Origin of the sequence: Pedobacter sp. ISL-64 (assembly GCF_018613605.1) — a bacterium.
Classification (GTDB): Bacteria; Bacteroidota; Bacteroidia; order Sphingobacteriales; family Sphingobacteriaceae; genus Pedobacter.
The window spans coordinates 25972-45218 of record NZ_JAGGPU010000017.1; the positions used below are offsets into that span (position 1 = coordinate 25972).

Genomic DNA, 19247 nt, shown 5'->3' on the forward strand with positions numbered 1-19247 from the left:
TAAACCCTAAACCCTAAACCCTAAACCTATTTCTCAAACTTCTTATCCAACTCTGCCAAAGTAATGGTTTGGATAATCGGTTTGCCGCTCACGCTAAAGTTAGGTGTTTTACAGGCAAAAAGCTCATCAATCAAAGTATTCATTTCCTCTTGACCAAGGCTTGTTCCCGCTTTTATAGCGCTGTTTTTTGCTAAACTTCTGGCCAAGCTATCGCGTTTGCTTAATTTTAGTTCCTGCTGCGAGTTTTTAAAGCCCTCAATCAACTGTTCAAATAGCTGCGTTTCGTTAATATTGCTGCTGCCCAGATCAACCGGAACGCCTTCTACTACCAACGTATTTTTACCAAATTCGCGCACATCGAAGCCTAAACTTTTTATATCATCCAGTAAACTTTTGGCCAGTTCGAAATCATTGGCATTTAGTGTAATGGTTTGCGGAAATAAACTCTGCTGCGATGCACCTTTGCGATCATCCAGATGTACGAGAAAACGCTCGTAAAGGATTCGCTCATGTGCCATTTGTTGATCGATCACCATCAATCCCGACTTAATCTGCGAAACAATATAACGGTTATGCAATTGCATGTACTGCTTTTGCTTGGTTTCTAAAACGGTCTCGTCAGCATAAATAGAGGTTTGTTCTACAATTGGCTGTTCCGTTATTTCGTAAAGCGACCCCCAGTTTTTAGCACTCGGTTTGGCTTCATAATTTCTTGGCGAAGTGGCATAACCCGATGTAGAACTGCTATCGATGGCAAATGGATTAAAATCTGGATTGAAATTAATGCTTGGTGGAACAATATCTTCAACCGCTTTATGAGTAATCATATTGCTAAAACCTGTTTCCTGATCGAAATCTAAAGTCGGCGAAATGTTATAACGGCCAATTGAACGTTTTACTGCCGATTTCATGATTGCATAAATGGATTTTTCATCCAGATATTTAATCTCTGTTTTAGTGGGATGAACGTTTACATCAATTTTTGATGGATCAATCTCTATAAACAGTACATACAGCGGATAACTATCATCTGGTAATAAATCTTCGAAAGCCGAACTTACTGCGTGGTTTAAATACGGATCTTTAATGAAACGGTTATTCACAAAAAAGAACTGTTCGCCCCTGGTTTTCTTTGCAAAAGCTGGTTTACCAATATAGCCTTTAAGGTTAATAATGGTCGTTTCCTCTTCAACAGGAACCAAACGTTCGTTATAGTTGTTGCCAAAAAGGTGGACAATACGTTGTTTTAAATTGCCTTTTGGCAGGTTAAAAATCTCGGTGCCATCATGGTGCAGACTAAAAAAAACAGCGGGGTGCGCCAATGCAACACGTTGAAATTCATCCAGAATATGGCGCATTTCTACCGGATTGCTTTTAAGGAAATTCCTTCTGGCAGGCGTATTGAAAAATAAATTTTTAATCGAAATCTGTGTCCCAGCTGAGGTGGCAACGGGCTCTTGGTTGGTTACCTGTGCACCTTCGATGGAGATACATGTGCCGATTTCATCCTCATGCCTACGGGTTTTCATTTCTACCTGCGAAATTGCCGCAATAGAAGCCATGGCCTCGCCACGGAAACCCATGGTACGGATGGCAAATAAATCTTCGGCTTTTTTTACCTTCGAAGTGGCATGGCGTTCGAAACACATTCTGGCATCGGTAACGCTCATCCCACAGCCGTTATCTATAATCTGAATCAATGCCTTTCCGGCATCTTTTACTACCAGTTGAATTTTATCTGCACCTGCATCTATCGAATTTTCGAGCAATTCTTTTACCGCAGAAGCAGGTCGTTGAACAACTTCTCCGGCAGCAATTTGATTGGCAACAGCATCAGGCAATAAGTGAATAATATCAGTCATGTATTAAGGCAAAGTGAATTTGCTAAATTATGCAAAATAAGCTTAAAGAACCCGATTTGTTTAAAACTCAACATGTAAATGACTGTTGGTAAATAGGATTGAATTGCTTAGCAGACAATTTTACATAAGTTGTCATCCTGAGGAGTAATTTATTTTATAAGAATCAATATAAATGACAAGAGAATTTATAGAGGTGAGTCGATTAGAAGTATCGTCATTTCGACCGTAGTGTTCCGAAGGAACTCCTTTGGAGGAGAAATCTTTAAATTCCATTTCAACAACATAGTTCAAAGATCTCTCCACTCCGCTGTGCTTCGGTCGAGATGACGATTTTTCTATTGGAATCTGTCAATGGTAGCGGAGTCGAAGGATCTTTAAAACACGAAAAATTACTTTCTTTTTTAATCTCTGGCCCATGAGGCTGTCATTCTGAACACAGTGAAGAATCTTTACCGATAAAATACAGCCGCTGAAATTAAGTAGTAAGAATTTAACAGGTGTACTGATTGGTTACAGATGCTTCGTGCCTCAGCATGACAATCGTCCTTTCTGTAAAACCGAATTTACAAAGGCAATGATTTCAATTTTCTATCTTTATCGATATGAAATCCATTTTATACAGCCTTTTTCTAGCTATACTTTTGACTTCTTGTACCAAGAAAGAAGAAGCCGATGTAGTTGTTTATAATGCCAAGGTTTATACCGTAAACAACAAGTTCGAAACAGTTGAGGCCTTTGCAGTGAAGAATGGTAAGATTCTGGAACTTGGCAAAAGTGATGATATCAAATTAAAATACGCTGGCAAAGAAGAGATTAATGCCGATGGGAAAGCTGTTTATCCTGGCTTTATAGATGCTCATGCCCATTTTTATGGCTACGGACAAAGTTTGCAGACAGCTGATTTAAGAGAAACAAAATCGTGGGATGAAGTGCTTAAGCGCTTAACCGACTTTGCCAAAACGCACCCCGATGGTTGGTTAATTGGCAATGGCTGGGACCAAAACGATTGGGACAATAAAGCTTTCCCAACAAATGAAAAACTAACGGCACTTTTTCCTGATCGCCCGGTATTTTTAAACCGCATTGATGGCCATGCGGCCATTGCTAACCAAAAAGCCTTAGATGATGCAGGCATTAAAGGCGAGCAGAAATTGGTAGGTGGCGATATGCTTACCCAAAACGGAAAGTTAACTGGTGTTTTAATCGATAATGCCGTGGCTTTAGTAGAGCGTAAAATCCCATCACCAGACGCTAAACTGGCTGAAAAAATATTTATCGATGCACAGAAAAACTGTTTCGCGGCAGGCTTAACCACCATTGATGATTGTGGCTTAAGTTATCTGGCTGTCGAATTCATCGAAAAACTGCAGAAAGAAAACAAGTTTAAAATGAGGCTTTATGTAATGCTTTCTGACGAGCCTGATAATTATAAATATCTTTTTAGTCGTGGGCCGATCAAAACCGATCGGTTAAATGTTCGGGCATTTAAAGTTTATGCTGATGGTGCTTTAGGCTCGCGTGGGGCCTGCCTGTTGCATCCATATAGCGATATGCCAAATAAAACAGGTTTTCTATTGAGCGATCAAAAACACTTTGAAGAAGTGGCCAAACAGATCGCAGCCAATCATTTCCAGATGTGTACCCACGCCATTGGGGATTCGGCCAATAGGGTAATTCTAAATATTTACAATAAAATTTTAAAAGGCAAAAACGATCAGCGCTGGCGCATTGAACATGCACAAGTGGTAAATGCCAACGATTTCGATCTATTCGGAAAGGCCAGCATTGTTCCATCCGTTCAGCCTACCCATGCCACTTCCGATATGTACTGGGCCGGACAGCGTTTAGGTGCCGAAAGGTTAAAAAGTGCCTATGCTTACAAACAATTGTTAAAGCAGAACGGTTGGATTCCTTTGGGCACTGATTTTCCGGTCGAAAACATTAATCCATTATTAACGTTTTATGCTGCAACAGTGAGAGAAGATGCAAAAGGTTTTCCGAAAGGGGGCTTCCAAATGGAAAATGCCCTAACACCCGAAGAAGCTTTACGCGGAATGACCATCTGGGCAGCAAAAGCCAATTTTGAAGAACATGAAAAGGGTAGTTTGGAGAAAGGCAAATTAGCCGATTTTGTTATGCTCGATCACGATATTTTGAAATCAACACCACAAAACATATTAAAAACCAAAGTTTTAAAAACCTACCTGAACGGAGAAAAAGTATATGAAGCGAAATAGATTGTGTATCCTGGTTGTAGCATTTTGCTGCAATATTTTATGTTTAATGGCCTGCGCACAGGAGCATACAGCGAATGAGAAAAAACTGGCTATTGCCAATGCGATAGCTAATACAACCGTATTGTTAAACAATCAGGATGGTGTTATTCCCTTAAAATCACTGGAGAAAAAGAATATTGCTTCAGTTAGTCTGAGCTTTGCTTACAGTACTGTTTTTGATAGTTTGGCGAATAAATATGATAAAATTACTTCATTTTCTGCCGATTCTTATAAAGATAGCGTGAATTTGAACGATTTAGAAGATGATTTAAAATACTTTAATACCATTTTAATTTCCATTGATGATCAGAATGTAAACAAAGCCAAATACATTAACTTTATCAATAGCATCAGTAAAAATAAACATGTAATTATTTCTTTTTTTGGTAACGGACCGGGTTTAAAATCATTCGACCTGTTAAAATCGCCAATTGTTTGGACTGCCCAGAACAATGCAGATGCTGCCGCAATTGTGCCGCAATATATTTTTGGTGGCATTGCCGCTTCAAATAAGTTAACTACTGCTTATTCTGCCCGTTATACCATGGGCTCAGGTTTTACTACAACGGCCACACGCTTAAAGTACACGGTACCAGAAGATGCAGGTTTAAATTCGAACAACTTAAAAGAAATTGATGCCATTGCTGCTGAGGCCATAGCGCAGAAAGCAACGCCGGGATTGGTGGTTTTGGTGGCTAAAGATGGTAAGGTGATCTTTAACAAAGCCTATGGAACGCATACTTATGACACCAATGTGCCCGATAAGGTAACCGATATTTTCGATCTGGCCTCAGTAACCAAGGTAACCGCAACCACACCTGCCGTAATGCGTTTGTTTGAAGAAGGAAAGTTAAAATTAGATACCAATATTGGTGCTTATATCCCAAAGGCACGTACTACGCCAATGAACAACATTCAGGTGCGCGAAGTGATGTTGCATCAGGCAGGTTTCATTCCCTATATCCCTTTTCATGATTATGTGAAAACTGGCGATTACAGCAGGGATTCCTCGGCAGCATATCCTACCAAAGTGGCCGATAATTATTACATTAAAAAAGGCTTTTTTAAAGATTTTATGTGGCCTAAAATGTTAAACTCGCCAATAAAAACACGTGGCAAATATGTATACAGCGATATCAGCATGTATGTAATGAAAGATATTGTAGAGCATATTAGTGAAGAGCCCTTAAATCAATATACCTACGAAAACTTTTACAAACCATTAGGCATGCAAACGGCAGGTTTTTTACCGCGTAACCGTTTTAAACCAGAGCAGATTATTCCAACCGAAATGGACAGCTATTTCAGGAAAACCCTTTTAGTTGGCTATGTTCACGATCAGGGTGCGGCTTTGGCTGGTGGTGTTTCTGGTCACGCAGGTTTATTTGCCAGCGCCAACGATCTGGCCATTATTTACCAGATGCTTTTAAACCGTGGTACTTATGGCGGGGTAGAATATTTCAAGAATTCGACAGTAGATATGTTTACTTCGAAACAATCGAATGTTAGCCGCAGAGGCTTGGGTTTCGATCGTTGGGATCCAGATACGACTAAACATTACCCATCTGAACTGGCTTCGCCGCAAACTTATGGTCATACTGGTTATACCGGAACTTGTGTTTGGGTAGATCCATCGCGCGGTTTGGTGTATGTGTTTTTGTCTAACCGTGTTAATCCTACCGTTACGGATAAACTATCCAATCTGAAGATTAGAGGAAGAATTCAGGATGTGGTAAATAAAGCTATAGACGAATCGAAGAAATAAACCTGTAAAATATCTAAATATGAAATGAATCAAAACTTTAGCGCTGTTCTTGCTTTTTATCGGAGGGATAAGCGTTGCAAACGCACAACAGATTAAAGATGGAGAAACCATAAATGTAGATGGAATTGCAGTAACCTATTCTGTTGTTAACAAAGAAAAATTAACCATAAAAGATCAAAATTTCGATCGTTACAAAGTGTTGGCTTCGGTAAAAAACAATAGCGGTAAATCTTTTAATATCCGTTTGGCAAGTTCACTCGATCTATCGGGGCTAAACAGCTCAAAAATCATAGAGTTGGATTGCATTAATGCTACAGGAGCAAGGCTAACCTCAAAAAAGGTTCAGGTTGCGATGAAAAGCCATTTGATAAATGTTACTTATCCAACAAAAGATAAAGACGGAAAATGATCAGCGCGATAATGCCAGTACCGCAGGTTATTATTTCGATGAAGGGCAAACGATAGAAAATGATGCCATTTCTATTGTACCGGCGGGTGAAACACCACAGATTTCTGTAAGGAGTTTGTTGAAGAATTAAAATTCTGGCTTGTCAACTTTAATAGCCGATTTGTTAAAGTCGACAACACTATAAAGCAAGCAATTTAATTCCAAATACCGTTTTCTTTTTGTTTCTTCAAAATGCTAATTATGACTTCATTAAAATATTGTGGCTCATTTTCTAAAATTTCTTTAAGTAAGGGATTTTTATCCTTTAACAAATTAAGATATTTATTAACGACATCGTTTTGCTTCGAATTACTACATAACGACCATTTTGCCGAAGCACCAGCCAAAAATAAATTTACATCAGTTCTGTTTTCCATATGCGGTATGTGTGATATAATGTTATCAAGATATTTGGTATAGCCTGTTGCAAAAAACGAAGACCAATTCATGTCATTTAATGACACTGAAATTTTAGTTTGCGAATAAAGCGTATCAATGTTTGAAGATAAAATAAAAATAAATAATTGTTTAAATTCAGCTTTTTCTATCCGATTAATATTCAGTGTGAAATCTTTTTTTAGTGCTTCATTGGTAAGAAATGCTGCACCAAAGAAACCTGTTATTATTGGGTTTAATCTACTATAATCCATTGTGGTATTGTTTACGAAATCAATGGCTTTATCAACAACATCTTTATCTTTATATAAATAATAGGTCTGCAATATTTGCTTAAAATCCCTATTGGTATTTTGTGCAAATGAAATTTTAGATAGCAGTAATGATGCCGCTAAAAATAAAATCATAAATAAGTTTTTCATCTTGTTTAATTATCAGTAAGTATCAATTATTAGAAAGGTTAGTGCTTATGTACATCTTTAAACTTTATCATATCCAATAGTCTTTGTTCCTTTTCATTGTCGAACCCACACGAACTTTTAAATTCTTTTGGGTTCTCGTAAGTTCCGAATAACATATCCCACCAAACAATATCTCCATAATTATTACTGTGTTTTTCGTATTCATGATGAATACGGTGCATCTCTGGTCGTTGAAAAATATAACCGATCCATTGAGGGGTTTTCACATTGGTGTGATAGTCATTAGAAATCTTTTGAATTAATACTTTTCAGGTAATCCCTCTTTTTTTCTATTCTGTAAAATTTGCTCTTCAGAAATATAGGGGAGCATAAATCTTTTATAATGGACAACCCATTCATGCCATTCCCAAAACCGCCAAGGCTTTAAGGTAAATGTTCTGTATAATTGTTTATCCTTAATATTTGGATCGCTTTTAATTCTTTCATCAAAGCTTTCTGCGTAAGTATTAAAATTTGTTCCTTTCATTAAGTTTTCTTGATATTGAATTACTCCATTATAAGAGGAATAAGTATAGTCTTCGGTAATTATCTTGCAAAACCAAGATATTGGCGGAACATTAATCAATATCAAAATAGCAAGGCAAATTATTAGTGTCTTTTTCATGATTTCCAATTTATTTACAAGAACCTTTTCCTAAAGGAGCTTTCCCTGGACTTGTCTTAATTCTACTGTCTCCCTTGTTTTTTAAAGCGCGCATTGATTGGCCTAAATCAGTTTGTAATTCTATCCTTCTAAAAATCTTGGTAAGAAGTAGCATACTCCAAATCATACCCTCGCCGTGTTCTAACCTCTTTCCAACTTAAATAAGGCAAGTCATATCGTTTATCATTAAAATAGCTTGCCCATCCCAAAAACATAATGGATTTTTAGAAAATAACCTGTGTATCTTCAACGGTTTTAATGACGTGTTTTTTTTTGACTCATTAAACCTCCTGTTCATCATGGCAAAATTAACTCCCTTTGAACGTTCTACAAAAGTAAATTCGCCATTATATGTACTGTACCTGAAATGTCCACTATCAAGATCTAAAAAAAGCGATAATACAGAGTGAAGCGGACCAACGTTAGATGCTATGATTACTAGCATTCCAATGAATATATAGATAATTTTAGTTTTCATAATTAGTCGCAGATTGTAGATGTTGGAGCATTGGCTTTTGATACTTTAGCATTTGGATTACCTGAATTTTTCATTGCTTCAATTTTTTTATACAGACCGTTAGGAGTTTTTCCAAAATTTCTATCTGTATTTTGCGCCAATGAAATTTTAGAAGACAATAATGCTATTGCTAAAAATAAAATAATAAATAAGTTTTTCATCTTTGGTTTATGAATGGTTTTGTTGCATATAATTCAATTAGTATTTTTTGTGAGTTCATTTAATATGAATTTAAACTTTATCATCACTATTAATTTGATGATCTTTTGATGCAATTTCCCTAATCGTAAATGCTAAACTTATTATAGATGTAGATAAAAACAATATAATTGTAGCTATAGGATATGTATTTTCTATAGGCTTAGAAAGTACTTGTCAAGCAGGTATTGTAAGAATTAGGAAAGATAGGGCTTGTTGGATACTGTTGCTTTGTACTTTTCGGAAGTAGGTTAATAGTAAGTGAAATATTGAAAAATAAATTCCAGCTATATATAATATATCGATTATGAATATAGTTTCTTTGTTTATGGTTAAGGAAAATATATTTCCTGAGTCATCAATGATTAACAATGGAAGAAGTATTATATACATAAACATGAACAACGAATTTTTTTCGCCAGTTATAAAAAGATTGCTAAAAAAGATATAACAACAAAAAGAATAAGAAGCCTTGGATGTTGAACGTTTTTCATATTAATTACACTCTCCTTTCTTTGCCGGAGCTTTTTTTCTCCTTTAGTAATATTTGTATAACCATTTTCTTTCATAGTTAATAGTTTGTTGTATAAGCCATTTGGGGGTTTCCATAATTGAAACCAGAAGTGCCTTTCCAATCGTTAATTTCAATTTGGTGGTCTGCATCTCTAATAATGTTAAATATATTAATGCATAATTAGTACAATTATAATTGTTTATATCATAGCTAGAATTTTTTTGTGCTAGAGCTTTTGTTTGAACCAATTGAAATTCTTCTGGAGCGATATTTAACATAGTCATGCTAGCATCATAAGCGTGGTCACCATTGTCATTAAGTTTACTTCCAACTGGCCCGGTAATCAGACTTAAAATATCGTGGGATGGATAAATAGCTGGCTTTTGACTTTTATCAAAAAGCGATTCGATAATAATTGAATTTTAGAATCATCAGCTAATTTTTTGCCAAACGAACTATAGATACCTTGTAGATTGATTTTGATAAATATCCAATAAAAAAGTTAAGATCAAAAGGAGCGATGAATTCTCACCACTCTTAAGCGTATTATTATAAAGTTTAACCGAAAAGCAATATATTTAAGATATAATATTTAAACAATTTTCTTAAAGCTTTTTGCAACTAGTGTTATTGAACTTACTAAAAACACCAACATTGGAAAGATAAACCAGGGATCTATCTTATCATAATAACGTAGCACTCCCGACATGTATATCTCAATGCCAAGTAGTATAATTAATGAAAGCGCTAATAAATAGCGATCTTTATATTTTTTTGCTAACAGTATAATTGAAATACAAATAATTGTAGAAATGCCAATTAAGCCTAATGACCAAGAAATCTCTTTATTGTTATTGTGGATGAATGTGAGTATATCATTTATAAACTGATATATACAAAGCCCAATACCAGCAAAAGTTGGAATTCCATGTTCTCCTAATCCGTTAATGAGCAGAAAAGAAATGATTGATAAAATTTTTAAGTATCTCATAGTATTAAAATTAATCACAAGTTCTTTGAGTTTTTGGGGCTTTACCATTAGTACTTGTTGCGTATGGTTTAATTAAATCATATATATTATCCGGAGTGCAAATTCCTGTAATATCTGTTACTCCCAATATTCGTAGTACTTCTAGTGCAAAGTTAGCACAGTTATTATTGGTTAATATATAATTACTTGATGAGAATTTGATAGCAGTATCAATGATCTTTTGTAATTTTTCAGAAGAGATATCTCCGTAATTGGTAGCTGCATTATATGCATGCTCACCATTTTCACCCATTACTCCAGGTCCTGAAACAGTGCTAGGAAAGCTTTCTTTTGGATAAAATCCCAATACCATTGTATTAGATCCCTGTTTAATAGATATAAAAGCATGCCCAGGAAATGACGTTGCTATCTTTTCTGCGTAAACAGTTAGGCTTGCAGACTTACTTTTATCAAAACAACTTAGGAACTTTTTAATGTCTGTTATTGGTATAGCAGGAGGCGGAGGCATGGTCATGCTTGTTGTGCCGCTATCTCCTGCTCCTCCACCTCCTGGGGCATTCGGATTAGTAATTCCCCCTCCACTTCCACATCCTGTAGAACCTAAATAAATACTATATACATTTTCACAGTAGGTGTAATAAGCGCCAATATCATAACAGTCTGTTCCAATTACTTCGTAAACAGGTGTACCCACACAATTATCTGGGATAGCTATGCTTATTTTATCTTTAGGGGTTGGATTAATCGAAGCTTGTTTATTAGCTAGTTTTAATTTGCTAATGGAAAAAGCATTAAGCATTTTACCACTTAGATCATGGTAAACAATGGTGCCTTCAAAATCACTTTCTTTTCTTAAATGAGAGTTGTTGTAGGGGTTAGAGCCATTTTTTGCAAGGTAGGTGTCGCTACTAATTATGGTCATGAAATAGCCCTCTGTTTTAAGTGCTGTTTCAATGAATAAAACCCTTGTAAAACTTTTGTTGATACTTATCTTTTTATCATTTGCAGGTTCTGTGTTAAATTTAAAAATACCTTTGGTATTAACAGGTACCTCTATTATAGTGCTATCATTTGATTGATATTGCTTGGCATTTTTCCATTCTATATTTAAGGTATGATCTGCATTTGCAGGTATCGATGCAAAACTTTGTGGGCTTAGGGTAGAAAGTTTATTAATGCCTTTACTCCTAAACATGGAAGTATTTAAATTTTGATTAATTGTTTTTGAGCGGAACCATTCTTGAGCTTCTTGTATCGTATCTTTTTTTAAGATTGTTTCTTCATTTTTCTTACACGAAATAATAAATAATAGGGTAAATACTAATAAAAGTAATAATCTTGATAAGGGATGATTGTGAGATTTAGATTTGTTTTTCATAGTTTTTGTTTTAGATAAACAAATCTATATGCTCAGGACCACCTAACTTTTGATAAAAGTCAAAAAAACACCTTACTTTCTAATCCTGCTTAATGTTTCTTGTGAGATGCCGAGATAGGAAGCAATATGGCCTAAAGAAACCCTTTGGAAAAGCTGGGGATTTCGTTTGAGTAACTGCTCATAACGTTCTTTTGCGCTCAACATCCGCAGTTCGTTGGCCTGTATTTCGTTACGGATATAATAATACTCTGTGAGTTTTCGGCCGATAAAATTAAATTCCATAAACTGGAGATACATTTCATCGAGTTTTTCTCTTTTTACTACTATTAAGGTTGTGTCTTCTAAGGTTTCAATATATTCAAAACTGGGCTGTCCGGTAAAGAAGCCATAAACAGAAATCAATAGTTCATTTTCGAATAAAAACCAGGTATTGGTTTGTTTGCCATCTTTATCAAGATAGTATACCCTGGCCCCACCCGCTACAATGAAATATATGGTATTGCTACTTTCACCAGCGCTTAACAGCGTGGTTTTTCTTTTGACTTGAGCAATATGACTATTCTTAATAATAGCCGATTTTAGTTCCTCACTAAGGGGGTGAATGGCATTAAAAACAGCAAATAAATTTTGATAATCTTGCAGGTAATTCTCTTTAAGCATAATTATTTTTTTAGCAGGATGCTATCAGAAAATAAGGAATCAATTCGAATATAGGATTAATATTTAAATTAATGATTTATCACCAACTTATAAATCACCGTTTTAAGTTCTTCGTTATCACGATCCTCACACAATAAAAAAGTTGTACTACGCTCGTTTTGGCTAAGTAAAGTAATGCCTTCAAATTTATGTTTGCCAGAAATTTTATTGCTGAAGGTTAGCTTCAAAATCTGTAGGTTAATACTGCCGATAAAACTGCCCAGAATTTCGCCATCGGCATAAGTCGATTTGGTATCTTCGGCGGTAGCGATGAAAAATATTTCATTTTTCACCAATACAGCATCGGTAAAAGAGGATTCTACATGATCAATATTTGGAAGCTTAAAATGGTTGAACTTAACTTGTTTTGTTTTAGCTAAATCTGCTCCCTGGATTTTGAATACGCCATTCTTTGCATCAAGCCCATTGCCACGGTTAAAAAGTAGCCACTCATTGCCTGTAAAGGTTGCGCCTTCGAGGTTAAAGTTCTGATCATCTATTTTGGAAATAGATTTAAGCAAGGAATAAGTTTCAGTCAGGTCTTTCTGAATAACTTTTTGAGTTTTCAGGTCGAATTCGATCATCAGGTTTCTTTTGGGCGTAGAGCCCGAACCTAATATGTAGAGCTTATTGTTATTATGACAAAGGATTTCGAAATCGGGTTTTAAGGATTTAGGTATATTTTCTAACTGATCAAGTGTTTTATCAAATAAAATCTGAATTTTGCGTAGCTTTTTGGTTTTGATGTTATATTCGTTCAAGTAGCCGCTGTTGTCGCCAATGATATAAAGGAAATCTTCGTGAAGGAATAGACCCGAAGCAGAGCCAATGCCATCAATCTCGGCAAAAACTTCTAAAGTTGTTGAATGCATGTTTGAAAATAACAAAAAAGCACCGGTTTTTTGGGCCGATGCTTTTATTTTTGTTTACGATTCGCTAGGGAGTCATGACTGAGGACTCACGACTCCGAACTACTTCTTCAATCCAATTTCTCTTAATCTTTCATCCAAATATTCGCCCGCAGTCATATCGCTATAAGCTTTAGGGTGTTCGGCATCAATGGTTGATGGTAAACTTGTTAGGTCCATGTCGCTGCGTGGGTGCAAGAAAAAAGGAACAGAGAAACGCGAGGTTTTCATCAGTTCACGAGGTGGGTTTACCACCCTATGTGTCGTCGATTTTAATTTATTGTTGGTTAAACGCTGTAACATATCGCCCACATTCACCACAATATCAGTGTGATGTGCTTTAATTGGCAACCATTCATTGCTGCGGGTTAAAACTTCTAAACCGTCTGCACTGGCACCAATTAATAAGGTAATCAAATTGATGTCTTCATGTGCACCTGCACGTACCGCATCATCAGGAATGGTTTCAGGATTTTCTATCGGGAAGTAGTGGATACCCCTTAAAATAGAATTTCCGTTATGAACGTGTTTGTCGAAATAATTGATCGGCAATTCCAGGTAAGTAGCAATGGCGCGTAATAAATGTGTCCCGTTTTCTTCCAGTTTTTTGTAAATATCGCCTGTTACTTTGTTAAATTCTGGTAATTCTTCTAAAACTTCATTATCAGGGTATTCATTTTTAACAGGATCACCATCAATTACTTCCTGGCCAATCTGCCAGAATTCTTTCAAATCTGGGGTTTTGGCTCCTTTAGCAGTTTCTTTGCCTGCACTGGTGTAACCACGTTGACCAGCTAATTCTGGTTTCTCATATTTCCTTTTGGTTTCAACCGGAAGCGAAAAGGCAGCTTTAATATTTTCATAAAGCTTGTCAATTAATTCCTGGCTTAAACCATGGTTGGTAATGGTAACAAAACCCGAATCGTTAAAAGCCCTGCCCAATTCATCAGAAAACTTTTTACGGTCTTCTGCAGAACCATTGATGTAAGAGCCTAAATCTAAACAAGGAATATACGGTGTAGACATAATTTTATATTTAATGTTTTACGAATTTAAAAAGAATTGTTAATAAGTGCGTTTCGGTTGTGTATTAAGTGCTTAATAAATTAATATACAGTTTTTTAAGTTATTAACAAAATTGCAAAAGCAATAGAATAGTTGATTGTCACACTAAATCCATTATAATTTAAACGCAAACTACAACTTATTTAATTTCGTATAATTAGCTAGAAAATAACCTGATGAACTGTAAGGTAAATTGGTTATTTGCGACTAATAAAATAAAACACACACAATGAAACCATCATGATTTGCCATATCAACAATCAGATAAAAATCATGATAGCCTCATTACAATTAAAAACAAATAAACACGAAATGAGAAAAATAATTTTAATTCTTTTATCGGTATTGGCCTTAAATCAGGCAAATGCACAAGGAAAAAAGACAGAGAAAGCTACATTCGGAATGGGCTGTTTTTGGTGTACTGAAGCCATTTTTCAACGTTTAAAAGGCGTGGTATCGGTTAAATCTGGTTATGAAGGCGGTACTTTAACCAATCCAACTTATGAGGAGGTATGTACCGGTGCTACCGGGCATGCCGAGGTTTTAGAGATTACCTATAACCCAATGGTGATTTCTTACGATGACTTATTGGAAGTTTTTTGGAAAAGCCACGATCCTACAACATTAAACCGTCAAGGCGCTGATAGCGGTACACAATATCGCTCTGTAATTTTTTACCACACTGCTGAGCAAAAAGCTTTGGCAGAAAAATATAAGGCAGAGCTGAATAAAACCAATGCTTATGGCAAAAAAGTGGTAACAGCTATAGAAGCGGCCAAACCATTTTATATTGCAGAAAATTACCATCAGAATTATTTCAACAAAAACGGAAGTGAACCTTATTGCAGATTGGTGATTCAGCCCAAAATAGAGAAACTGGAAAAAATATTTAAGGCGAAGCTTAAAAATTAATAAGCGTGCTTGACTAGCCCTGCAATAAACATTGCAGGGCTTTTTGTTATCTTAGGAATTTAAACTTCTGTTTATGGTGAAAAGAATAGTACTTAATATTAATACTCAAAAAATTGCTGATGCAGCCAGTTTTTATAAAGATATTTTGGGGCTTGATCTACTAATGGATCATGGTTGGATTGCAACTTATGGTGCGACAGGGCAAAAAATGGGTGTACAGATCAGTTTTGCTTCCGAAGGCGGATCGGGTACCCCAACACCAGATCTATCCATTGAAGTTGAAAATGTTGATGAAATATTGGAAAAGGTGAAAGCCGCCGGATTTCCGATCGAATACGGCCCGGCTGATGAACCATGGGGTGTAAGGCGGTTTTACACCAGAGATCCATTTGGTAAATTGGTTAATATTTTAAGCCATTATTGAGGGACAGTTTATTGTGCATAGAGATCAACACGAATAGCCTCGGTTGTCGTCATTTCGAGCGGAGTGCAACGTAGTCGAGAAATCTAACTTATAGATCTCTCCATTCCGCTACGCTTCAGTCGAGATGACGAATCATCTTTTAGTTCAAAAAACCTTTAGCTTTTTCGAGCAGTTCGCTGCCTTTTTTGCCAATCTCTTTTTTCCCTTTTTCTATAGTTGAAGGCTGAGTATACTCACTCACCGAATTAGAAAGCGCCTTAAACTTGCCTATGCCGGCAAATACTTCTTCGGTATAAGGAACACCCTGCTGTTTCATCAGTTTTTCCCAGTTTATTTTCGAGAGTACCGCAATCATGTATTTAGTGGCAATTTTACCGATAAACGCTTTGTCGTACACACCAGTTAGTGCCTTATCTGATTTACGGTCTTTTACATATACCATAGTTTGTTGTAGTGCTTCGCGTTCGTTTTTAGAAAATAATGGGCTTTTGCTCAGCTTTTCCAATGCTGGAAGCGACTGCTCTGGTCTTTCCTTTTTTAAATTCAGATAAACGGTTATCCCCCAAACCAGTTCGTTTTGGATGCCGAGTTTGTTCATGTCGTTTAAAAAAGCCTCAAAATCTTCAAGCGATCTTTCCTCATCAATTTTTCGCTCCATTCTCATTCGGTCAAAACCTCTAAAAAGATAGTTCATACTATGGAAAGCCAAATGAGTCTGCTCATCGTTTAAACGGCTCCAGCCAAAAAATGATTTGGTGTAGGGGAGTGGGATTTTCTCGTTTTTATCCAGCCATTTAATGTTTCTCGAAAGACCATCTTCAGATAGATAAAATAAGTTGTTGCTAAAAAACAAGAAACCGCGCACAAATTCTAAAAGTGTTTTAATTTCGCAATCATCAAGCAGTTCTGGTTGAGTTTTAGCACATTCATATAACGCAAAAGGTTGCCCCAGATCTCTGGTGGCCAGTACAGCCATGCTTAAAATGGCATGTTCTATATTTTGATAGTAGGCCTTGTTTGTATCCTTAAAAAATGGTTGTGGTGTTTTTACGCCCGTTTTCATCGCGATAAAGCCTGCAGTTAGCAATGGAAAAACATCTTCATCGGTTTCTTTTACAAATTGTTTAACCGAACGATATTCTTTATACACCCTTAAGGCGTCTATTACAGAAATGTTTTCATTGTTGTGTGCGTTTACTTTGTTCAGCGTCCTGACAACACTTTGGGCCTGTTTGCTGAATTTCTGATACTCGGGCTGGGTAGTATCTTGAACGGCAGTTGAACGGACTGCTATTTTAGCAAATTTATAAAATATGATTTTATCATAATTGATGTTTTCAGCCAGTTTCTTTTTATCAAGTTCGAGTAAAAGCTGATCGGTTTTTTCGCCAGAACAGGCAGCTAAAAATAGGACAACGCAAAATAAAATTATTTTCTTCATGAGGCATGTTTTAAACAAATAGATGTATAAAACTAACATTTTAGGGAAGAAAAAAAATGAAAAATGCAGATTCTTATAAATTTAGCCTTTCAGAACATGTCCTGATTGTCAAAATTTAAATTTTTTCAAGCGTTTAAAACTAAAATGATAAATTTTCAAAAGAAAAAGAAAGTGTTATTAGCAAATTAACAATGGGTTTCGATGGTTAGTTTAATGTTCTTTTTACTTAGTTATTAATTAAACTATTTTTTGGATTAAAATTTGATTAGAACATGTCAAAAAGAGAGGGGTATTTCTAATTTTTTAGCAATTTTTTCAGATTTAATGCCCTAAAATTCGTGGGATGTTTAAAATCATTCTAAATTTGTAACTCCTTTAAGCTAAGATGACAAAAAAGAAAAAGACAGTTGGTAAAACTGACGCTGATGTAATTTTAATAGGGGCTGGCATCATGAGTGCAACCCTGGGTGTTTTGTTAAAACAATTAGAGCCCAATTTAAGCATAGAAATTTACGAACGTTTAGATATTGCGGCGGCAGAAAGTTCTGATGCCTGGAATAATGCCGGAACGGGACACTCTGCTTTTTGCGAATTAAACTATACACCCGAAAAGAAGGATGGCACGGTTGAAATAAAAAAGGCAGTTCAGATTGCTGAGCATTTTGAAGTTTCCAAGCAGTTTTGGTCATATTTAGTGAACAAGGGATTGGTTTCTGACCCTTGTAATTTTATCCGCAATATTCCTCACATGAGTTTTGTTTGGGGGAAAAAGAATGTAGAATATCTTAAAAAACGCTACGACGCATTAACCCAATGTGATCTGTTTAGCGACATGCAATATACCGAGGATACTGAGCTTGTAAGAAACTGGGCACCCTTAATTATGGATGGCCGTAAAAAGAGCGAAAAAGTTGCAGCAACAAAAATGGATCTGGGAACCGACGTTAATTTTGGAACCTTAACCCGTGATATGTTTAACAACTTAAAGGAACAGAGTAATGTTAATCTGCATTTCAATCACGAAATCCGTGACCTGAAAAAGAATAAAGACGGCAACTGGATTGTAAAAGTTAAAGATTTAGAAACCGGCGATAAACGTAAACGTGTAGCTAAATTTGTATTTATCGGTGCCGGTGGTGGTTCTTTGCCATTATTGGAAAAATCAGATATTCCTGAAGGAAAAGGTTTTGGAGGTTTTCCTGTAAGTGGGCAATGGCTGAAATGTACCAATGAAGAAATTATTAAAAAACACCATGCAAAGGTATATGGCAAGGCTGCGGTTGGGGCGCCGCCAATGTCGGTTCCACATCTAGATACCAGAATGATTAATGGCAAGCAGGCACTGTTGTTTGGGCCGTATGCTGGTTTTTCTACCAAATTTCTTAAAAATGGTTCATTCCTGGATTTACCAAAATCAATTAAATTTAATAACATCCGTCCGATGCTTTCTGCCGGATTGCACAACCTCGACTTAACAAAATATTTAATTGAGCAGGTTAGGCAGTCGCCAGAAGACAGGTTGGAAGCGTTGAAAGAATATTTGCCAACTGCCGAACTTAAAGATTGGGAGCTAGAATATGCAGGGCAGCGTGTTCAGGTAATTAAAAAAGACGAAAAACAAGGTGGTATTTTAGAGTTTGGAACCGAGGTGGTAAGTGCTGCTGATGGTTCTATTGCGGCTTTGTTGGGCGCTTCTCCTGGTGCATCAACAGCTGTTTCTATTATGCTCGATCTATTAAACCGGTGCTTTGCAGAAGATTTAGCTACCGACGAATGGCAAGCGAAAATCAGAGAAATGATCCCAACCTATGGAAAAGCCTTAGCTCAGGACCCAGAACTTTGCAAAGAAACCAGAACAAGAACATCGAAAGTATTGAAAATAGAAAATGCTGTAATAGCTTAATTGAAACAACGATATTATTTTATACAAAGTCCTGATGTAAATCGGGACTTTTTTGTTTTAGGTATTTCCATGGTCTGTGTCCGCACAGACCATAATGGGATAGGTAATTGATCATTTGCATCACCAAACGTTCCTACGGAACGAACACAAATAACAAAATGTTATTTGCTACCTACCATTCGTCCCGAAGGGACGGCCGATACGTTATAGCTATCTGTCATCATATTCTTATGGATGGTTCATGAGTAACATTGGTTTTCTTTCGTTCCGTTAGGAACGTTTCACAGGTAACACTTGTGGAGAAAGATTTTTTCGTTCCGTAGGAACGTTTGATGTTCTATTCACAGACCCTAAAGGAATAAACCTGATGGGAACGGCAGCTCCCGAGTGGAAAAATCGGGACTACAGTGTACAGCAGGACCACA

The 19247-nt window shown here is 36.3% G+C and carries 19 protein-coding genes; 7 read left to right on the top strand and 12 right to left on the bottom strand.

Annotated elements, in window-relative coordinates:
- Positions 1 to 26: 26 nt before the first annotated feature.
- Positions 27 to 1862, bottom strand: coding sequence for a DNA mismatch repair endonuclease MutL (gene mutL / locus J7E57_RS19375; protein ID WP_215124844.1), 1836 nt, complete (start codon positions 1860 to 1862; stop codon positions 27 to 29).
- A gap of 602 nt (positions 1863 to 2464) precedes the next feature.
- On the opposite strand from mutL, the gene J7E57_RS19380 reads away from it, so the two are divergent.
- The 4 genes from J7E57_RS19380 to J7E57_RS19395 are packed head-to-tail and all read left to right on the top strand — an operon-like array spanning position 2465 to position 6442.
- Entirely contained in the window at positions 2465 to 4099 is a 1635-nt protein-coding gene (locus tag J7E57_RS19380) for an amidohydrolase (RefSeq protein WP_215124843.1), read from the top strand.
- 46 nt (positions 4100 to 4145) lie between these two features.
- Positions 4146 to 5903: a serine hydrolase domain-containing protein gene (locus J7E57_RS19385; RefSeq protein ID WP_251029979.1), complete on the top strand. Its 1758-nt coding sequence runs from the start codon at positions 4146 to 4148 to the stop codon at positions 5901 to 5903.
- Positions 5904 to 5952: 49 nt separating this feature from the next.
- Positions 5953 to 6312, top strand: coding sequence for a hypothetical protein (locus J7E57_RS19390; protein ID WP_215124841.1), 360 nt, complete (start codon positions 5953 to 5955; stop codon positions 6310 to 6312).
- A complete protein-coding gene (locus J7E57_RS19395; RefSeq protein WP_215124840.1) occupies positions 6275 to 6442 on the top strand; it encodes a hypothetical protein in 168 nt (55 codons plus the stop codon). The genes J7E57_RS19390 and J7E57_RS19395 overlap by 38 nt, the downstream gene beginning before the upstream one ends.
- Positions 6443 to 6506: 64 nt before the next feature.
- Here the strand turns inward: J7E57_RS19395 and J7E57_RS19400 are convergent, their stop codons facing one another.
- From J7E57_RS19400 to J7E57_RS19445, 10 genes are all read right to left on the bottom strand, one after another.
- Positions 6507 to 7169: a hypothetical protein gene (locus tag J7E57_RS19400; protein ID WP_215124839.1), complete on the bottom strand. Its 663-nt coding sequence runs from the start codon at positions 7167 to 7169 to the stop codon at positions 6507 to 6509.
- A 38-nt stretch (positions 7170 to 7207) separates the two neighbouring features.
- The gene (locus tag J7E57_RS19405) at positions 7208 to 7468 is read right to left on the bottom strand and encodes a sterol desaturase family protein (RefSeq protein WP_317196561.1); all 261 of its coding nucleotides are present in this window, start codon (positions 7466 to 7468) and stop codon (positions 7208 to 7210) included.
- On the bottom strand, positions 7468 to 7833 hold the full coding sequence (locus J7E57_RS19410; protein WP_215124838.1) for a hypothetical protein: 366 nt from the start codon (positions 7831 to 7833) through the stop codon (positions 7468 to 7470). The genes J7E57_RS19405 and J7E57_RS19410 overlap by 1 nt, the downstream gene beginning before the upstream one ends.
- A gap of 196 nt (positions 7834 to 8029) precedes the next feature.
- Positions 8030 to 8350: a hypothetical protein gene (locus J7E57_RS19415; RefSeq protein ID WP_215124837.1), complete on the bottom strand. Its 321-nt coding sequence runs from the start codon at positions 8348 to 8350 to the stop codon at positions 8030 to 8032.
- Positions 8351 to 8352: 2 nt separating this feature from the next.
- Positions 8353 to 8550: a hypothetical protein gene (locus tag J7E57_RS19420; protein ID WP_215124836.1), complete on the bottom strand. Its 198-nt coding sequence runs from the start codon at positions 8548 to 8550 to the stop codon at positions 8353 to 8355.
- Positions 8551 to 9693: 1143 nt separating this feature from the next.
- Positions 9694 to 10092: a hypothetical protein gene (locus J7E57_RS19425; RefSeq protein ID WP_215124835.1), complete on the bottom strand. Its 399-nt coding sequence runs from the start codon at positions 10090 to 10092 to the stop codon at positions 9694 to 9696.
- A 10-nt stretch (positions 10093 to 10102) separates the two neighbouring features.
- Positions 10103 to 11470: a hypothetical protein gene (locus J7E57_RS19430; RefSeq protein WP_215124834.1), complete on the bottom strand. Its 1368-nt coding sequence runs from the start codon at positions 11468 to 11470 to the stop codon at positions 10103 to 10105.
- Between the two features lie 72 nt (positions 11471 to 11542).
- Positions 11543 to 12130: a Crp/Fnr family transcriptional regulator gene (locus tag J7E57_RS19435; RefSeq protein ID WP_215124833.1), complete on the bottom strand. Its 588-nt coding sequence runs from the start codon at positions 12128 to 12130 to the stop codon at positions 11543 to 11545.
- Positions 12131 to 12198: 68 nt separating this feature from the next.
- Positions 12199 to 13041: a DUF6929 family protein gene (locus J7E57_RS19440; RefSeq protein ID WP_215124832.1), complete on the bottom strand. Its 843-nt coding sequence runs from the start codon at positions 13039 to 13041 to the stop codon at positions 12199 to 12201.
- 99 nt (positions 13042 to 13140) lie between these two features.
- Positions 13141 to 14103 carry an isopenicillin N synthase family dioxygenase gene (locus J7E57_RS19445; protein WP_215124831.1) on the bottom strand — a complete coding sequence of 321 codons (963 nt, stop codon included), beginning with the start codon at positions 14101 to 14103 and terminating at the stop codon, positions 13141 to 13143.
- A 351-nt stretch (positions 14104 to 14454) separates the two neighbouring features.
- Here J7E57_RS19445 and msrA point away from each other — a divergent pair, with 351 nt between their 5' ends.
- Together msrA and J7E57_RS19455 are read left to right on the top strand one after the other, a co-directional pair.
- Positions 14455 to 15054, top strand: coding sequence for a peptide-methionine (S)-S-oxide reductase MsrA (gene msrA, locus J7E57_RS19450; protein ID WP_251029980.1), 600 nt, complete (start codon positions 14455 to 14457; stop codon positions 15052 to 15054).
- Positions 15055 to 15127: 73 nt separating this feature from the next.
- A complete protein-coding gene (locus tag J7E57_RS19455; protein WP_215124829.1) occupies positions 15128 to 15478 on the top strand; it encodes a VOC family protein in 351 nt (116 codons plus the stop codon).
- Positions 15479 to 15617: 139 nt separating this feature from the next.
- On the opposite strand, the gene J7E57_RS19460 is transcribed toward J7E57_RS19455, so the two are convergent.
- Positions 15618 to 16919 (bottom strand): hypothetical protein, encoded by a 1302-nt coding sequence (locus J7E57_RS19460; RefSeq protein ID WP_215124828.1) that lies wholly within the window; start codon positions 16917 to 16919, stop codon positions 15618 to 15620.
- Positions 16920 to 17304: 385 nt separating this feature from the next.
- Here J7E57_RS19460 and J7E57_RS19465 point away from each other — a divergent pair, with 385 nt between their 5' ends.
- Positions 17305 to 18822: a malate:quinone oxidoreductase gene (locus J7E57_RS19465; protein ID WP_215124827.1), complete on the top strand. Its 1518-nt coding sequence runs from the start codon at positions 17305 to 17307 to the stop codon at positions 18820 to 18822.
- Positions 18823 to 19247 lie beyond the last annotated feature (425 nt).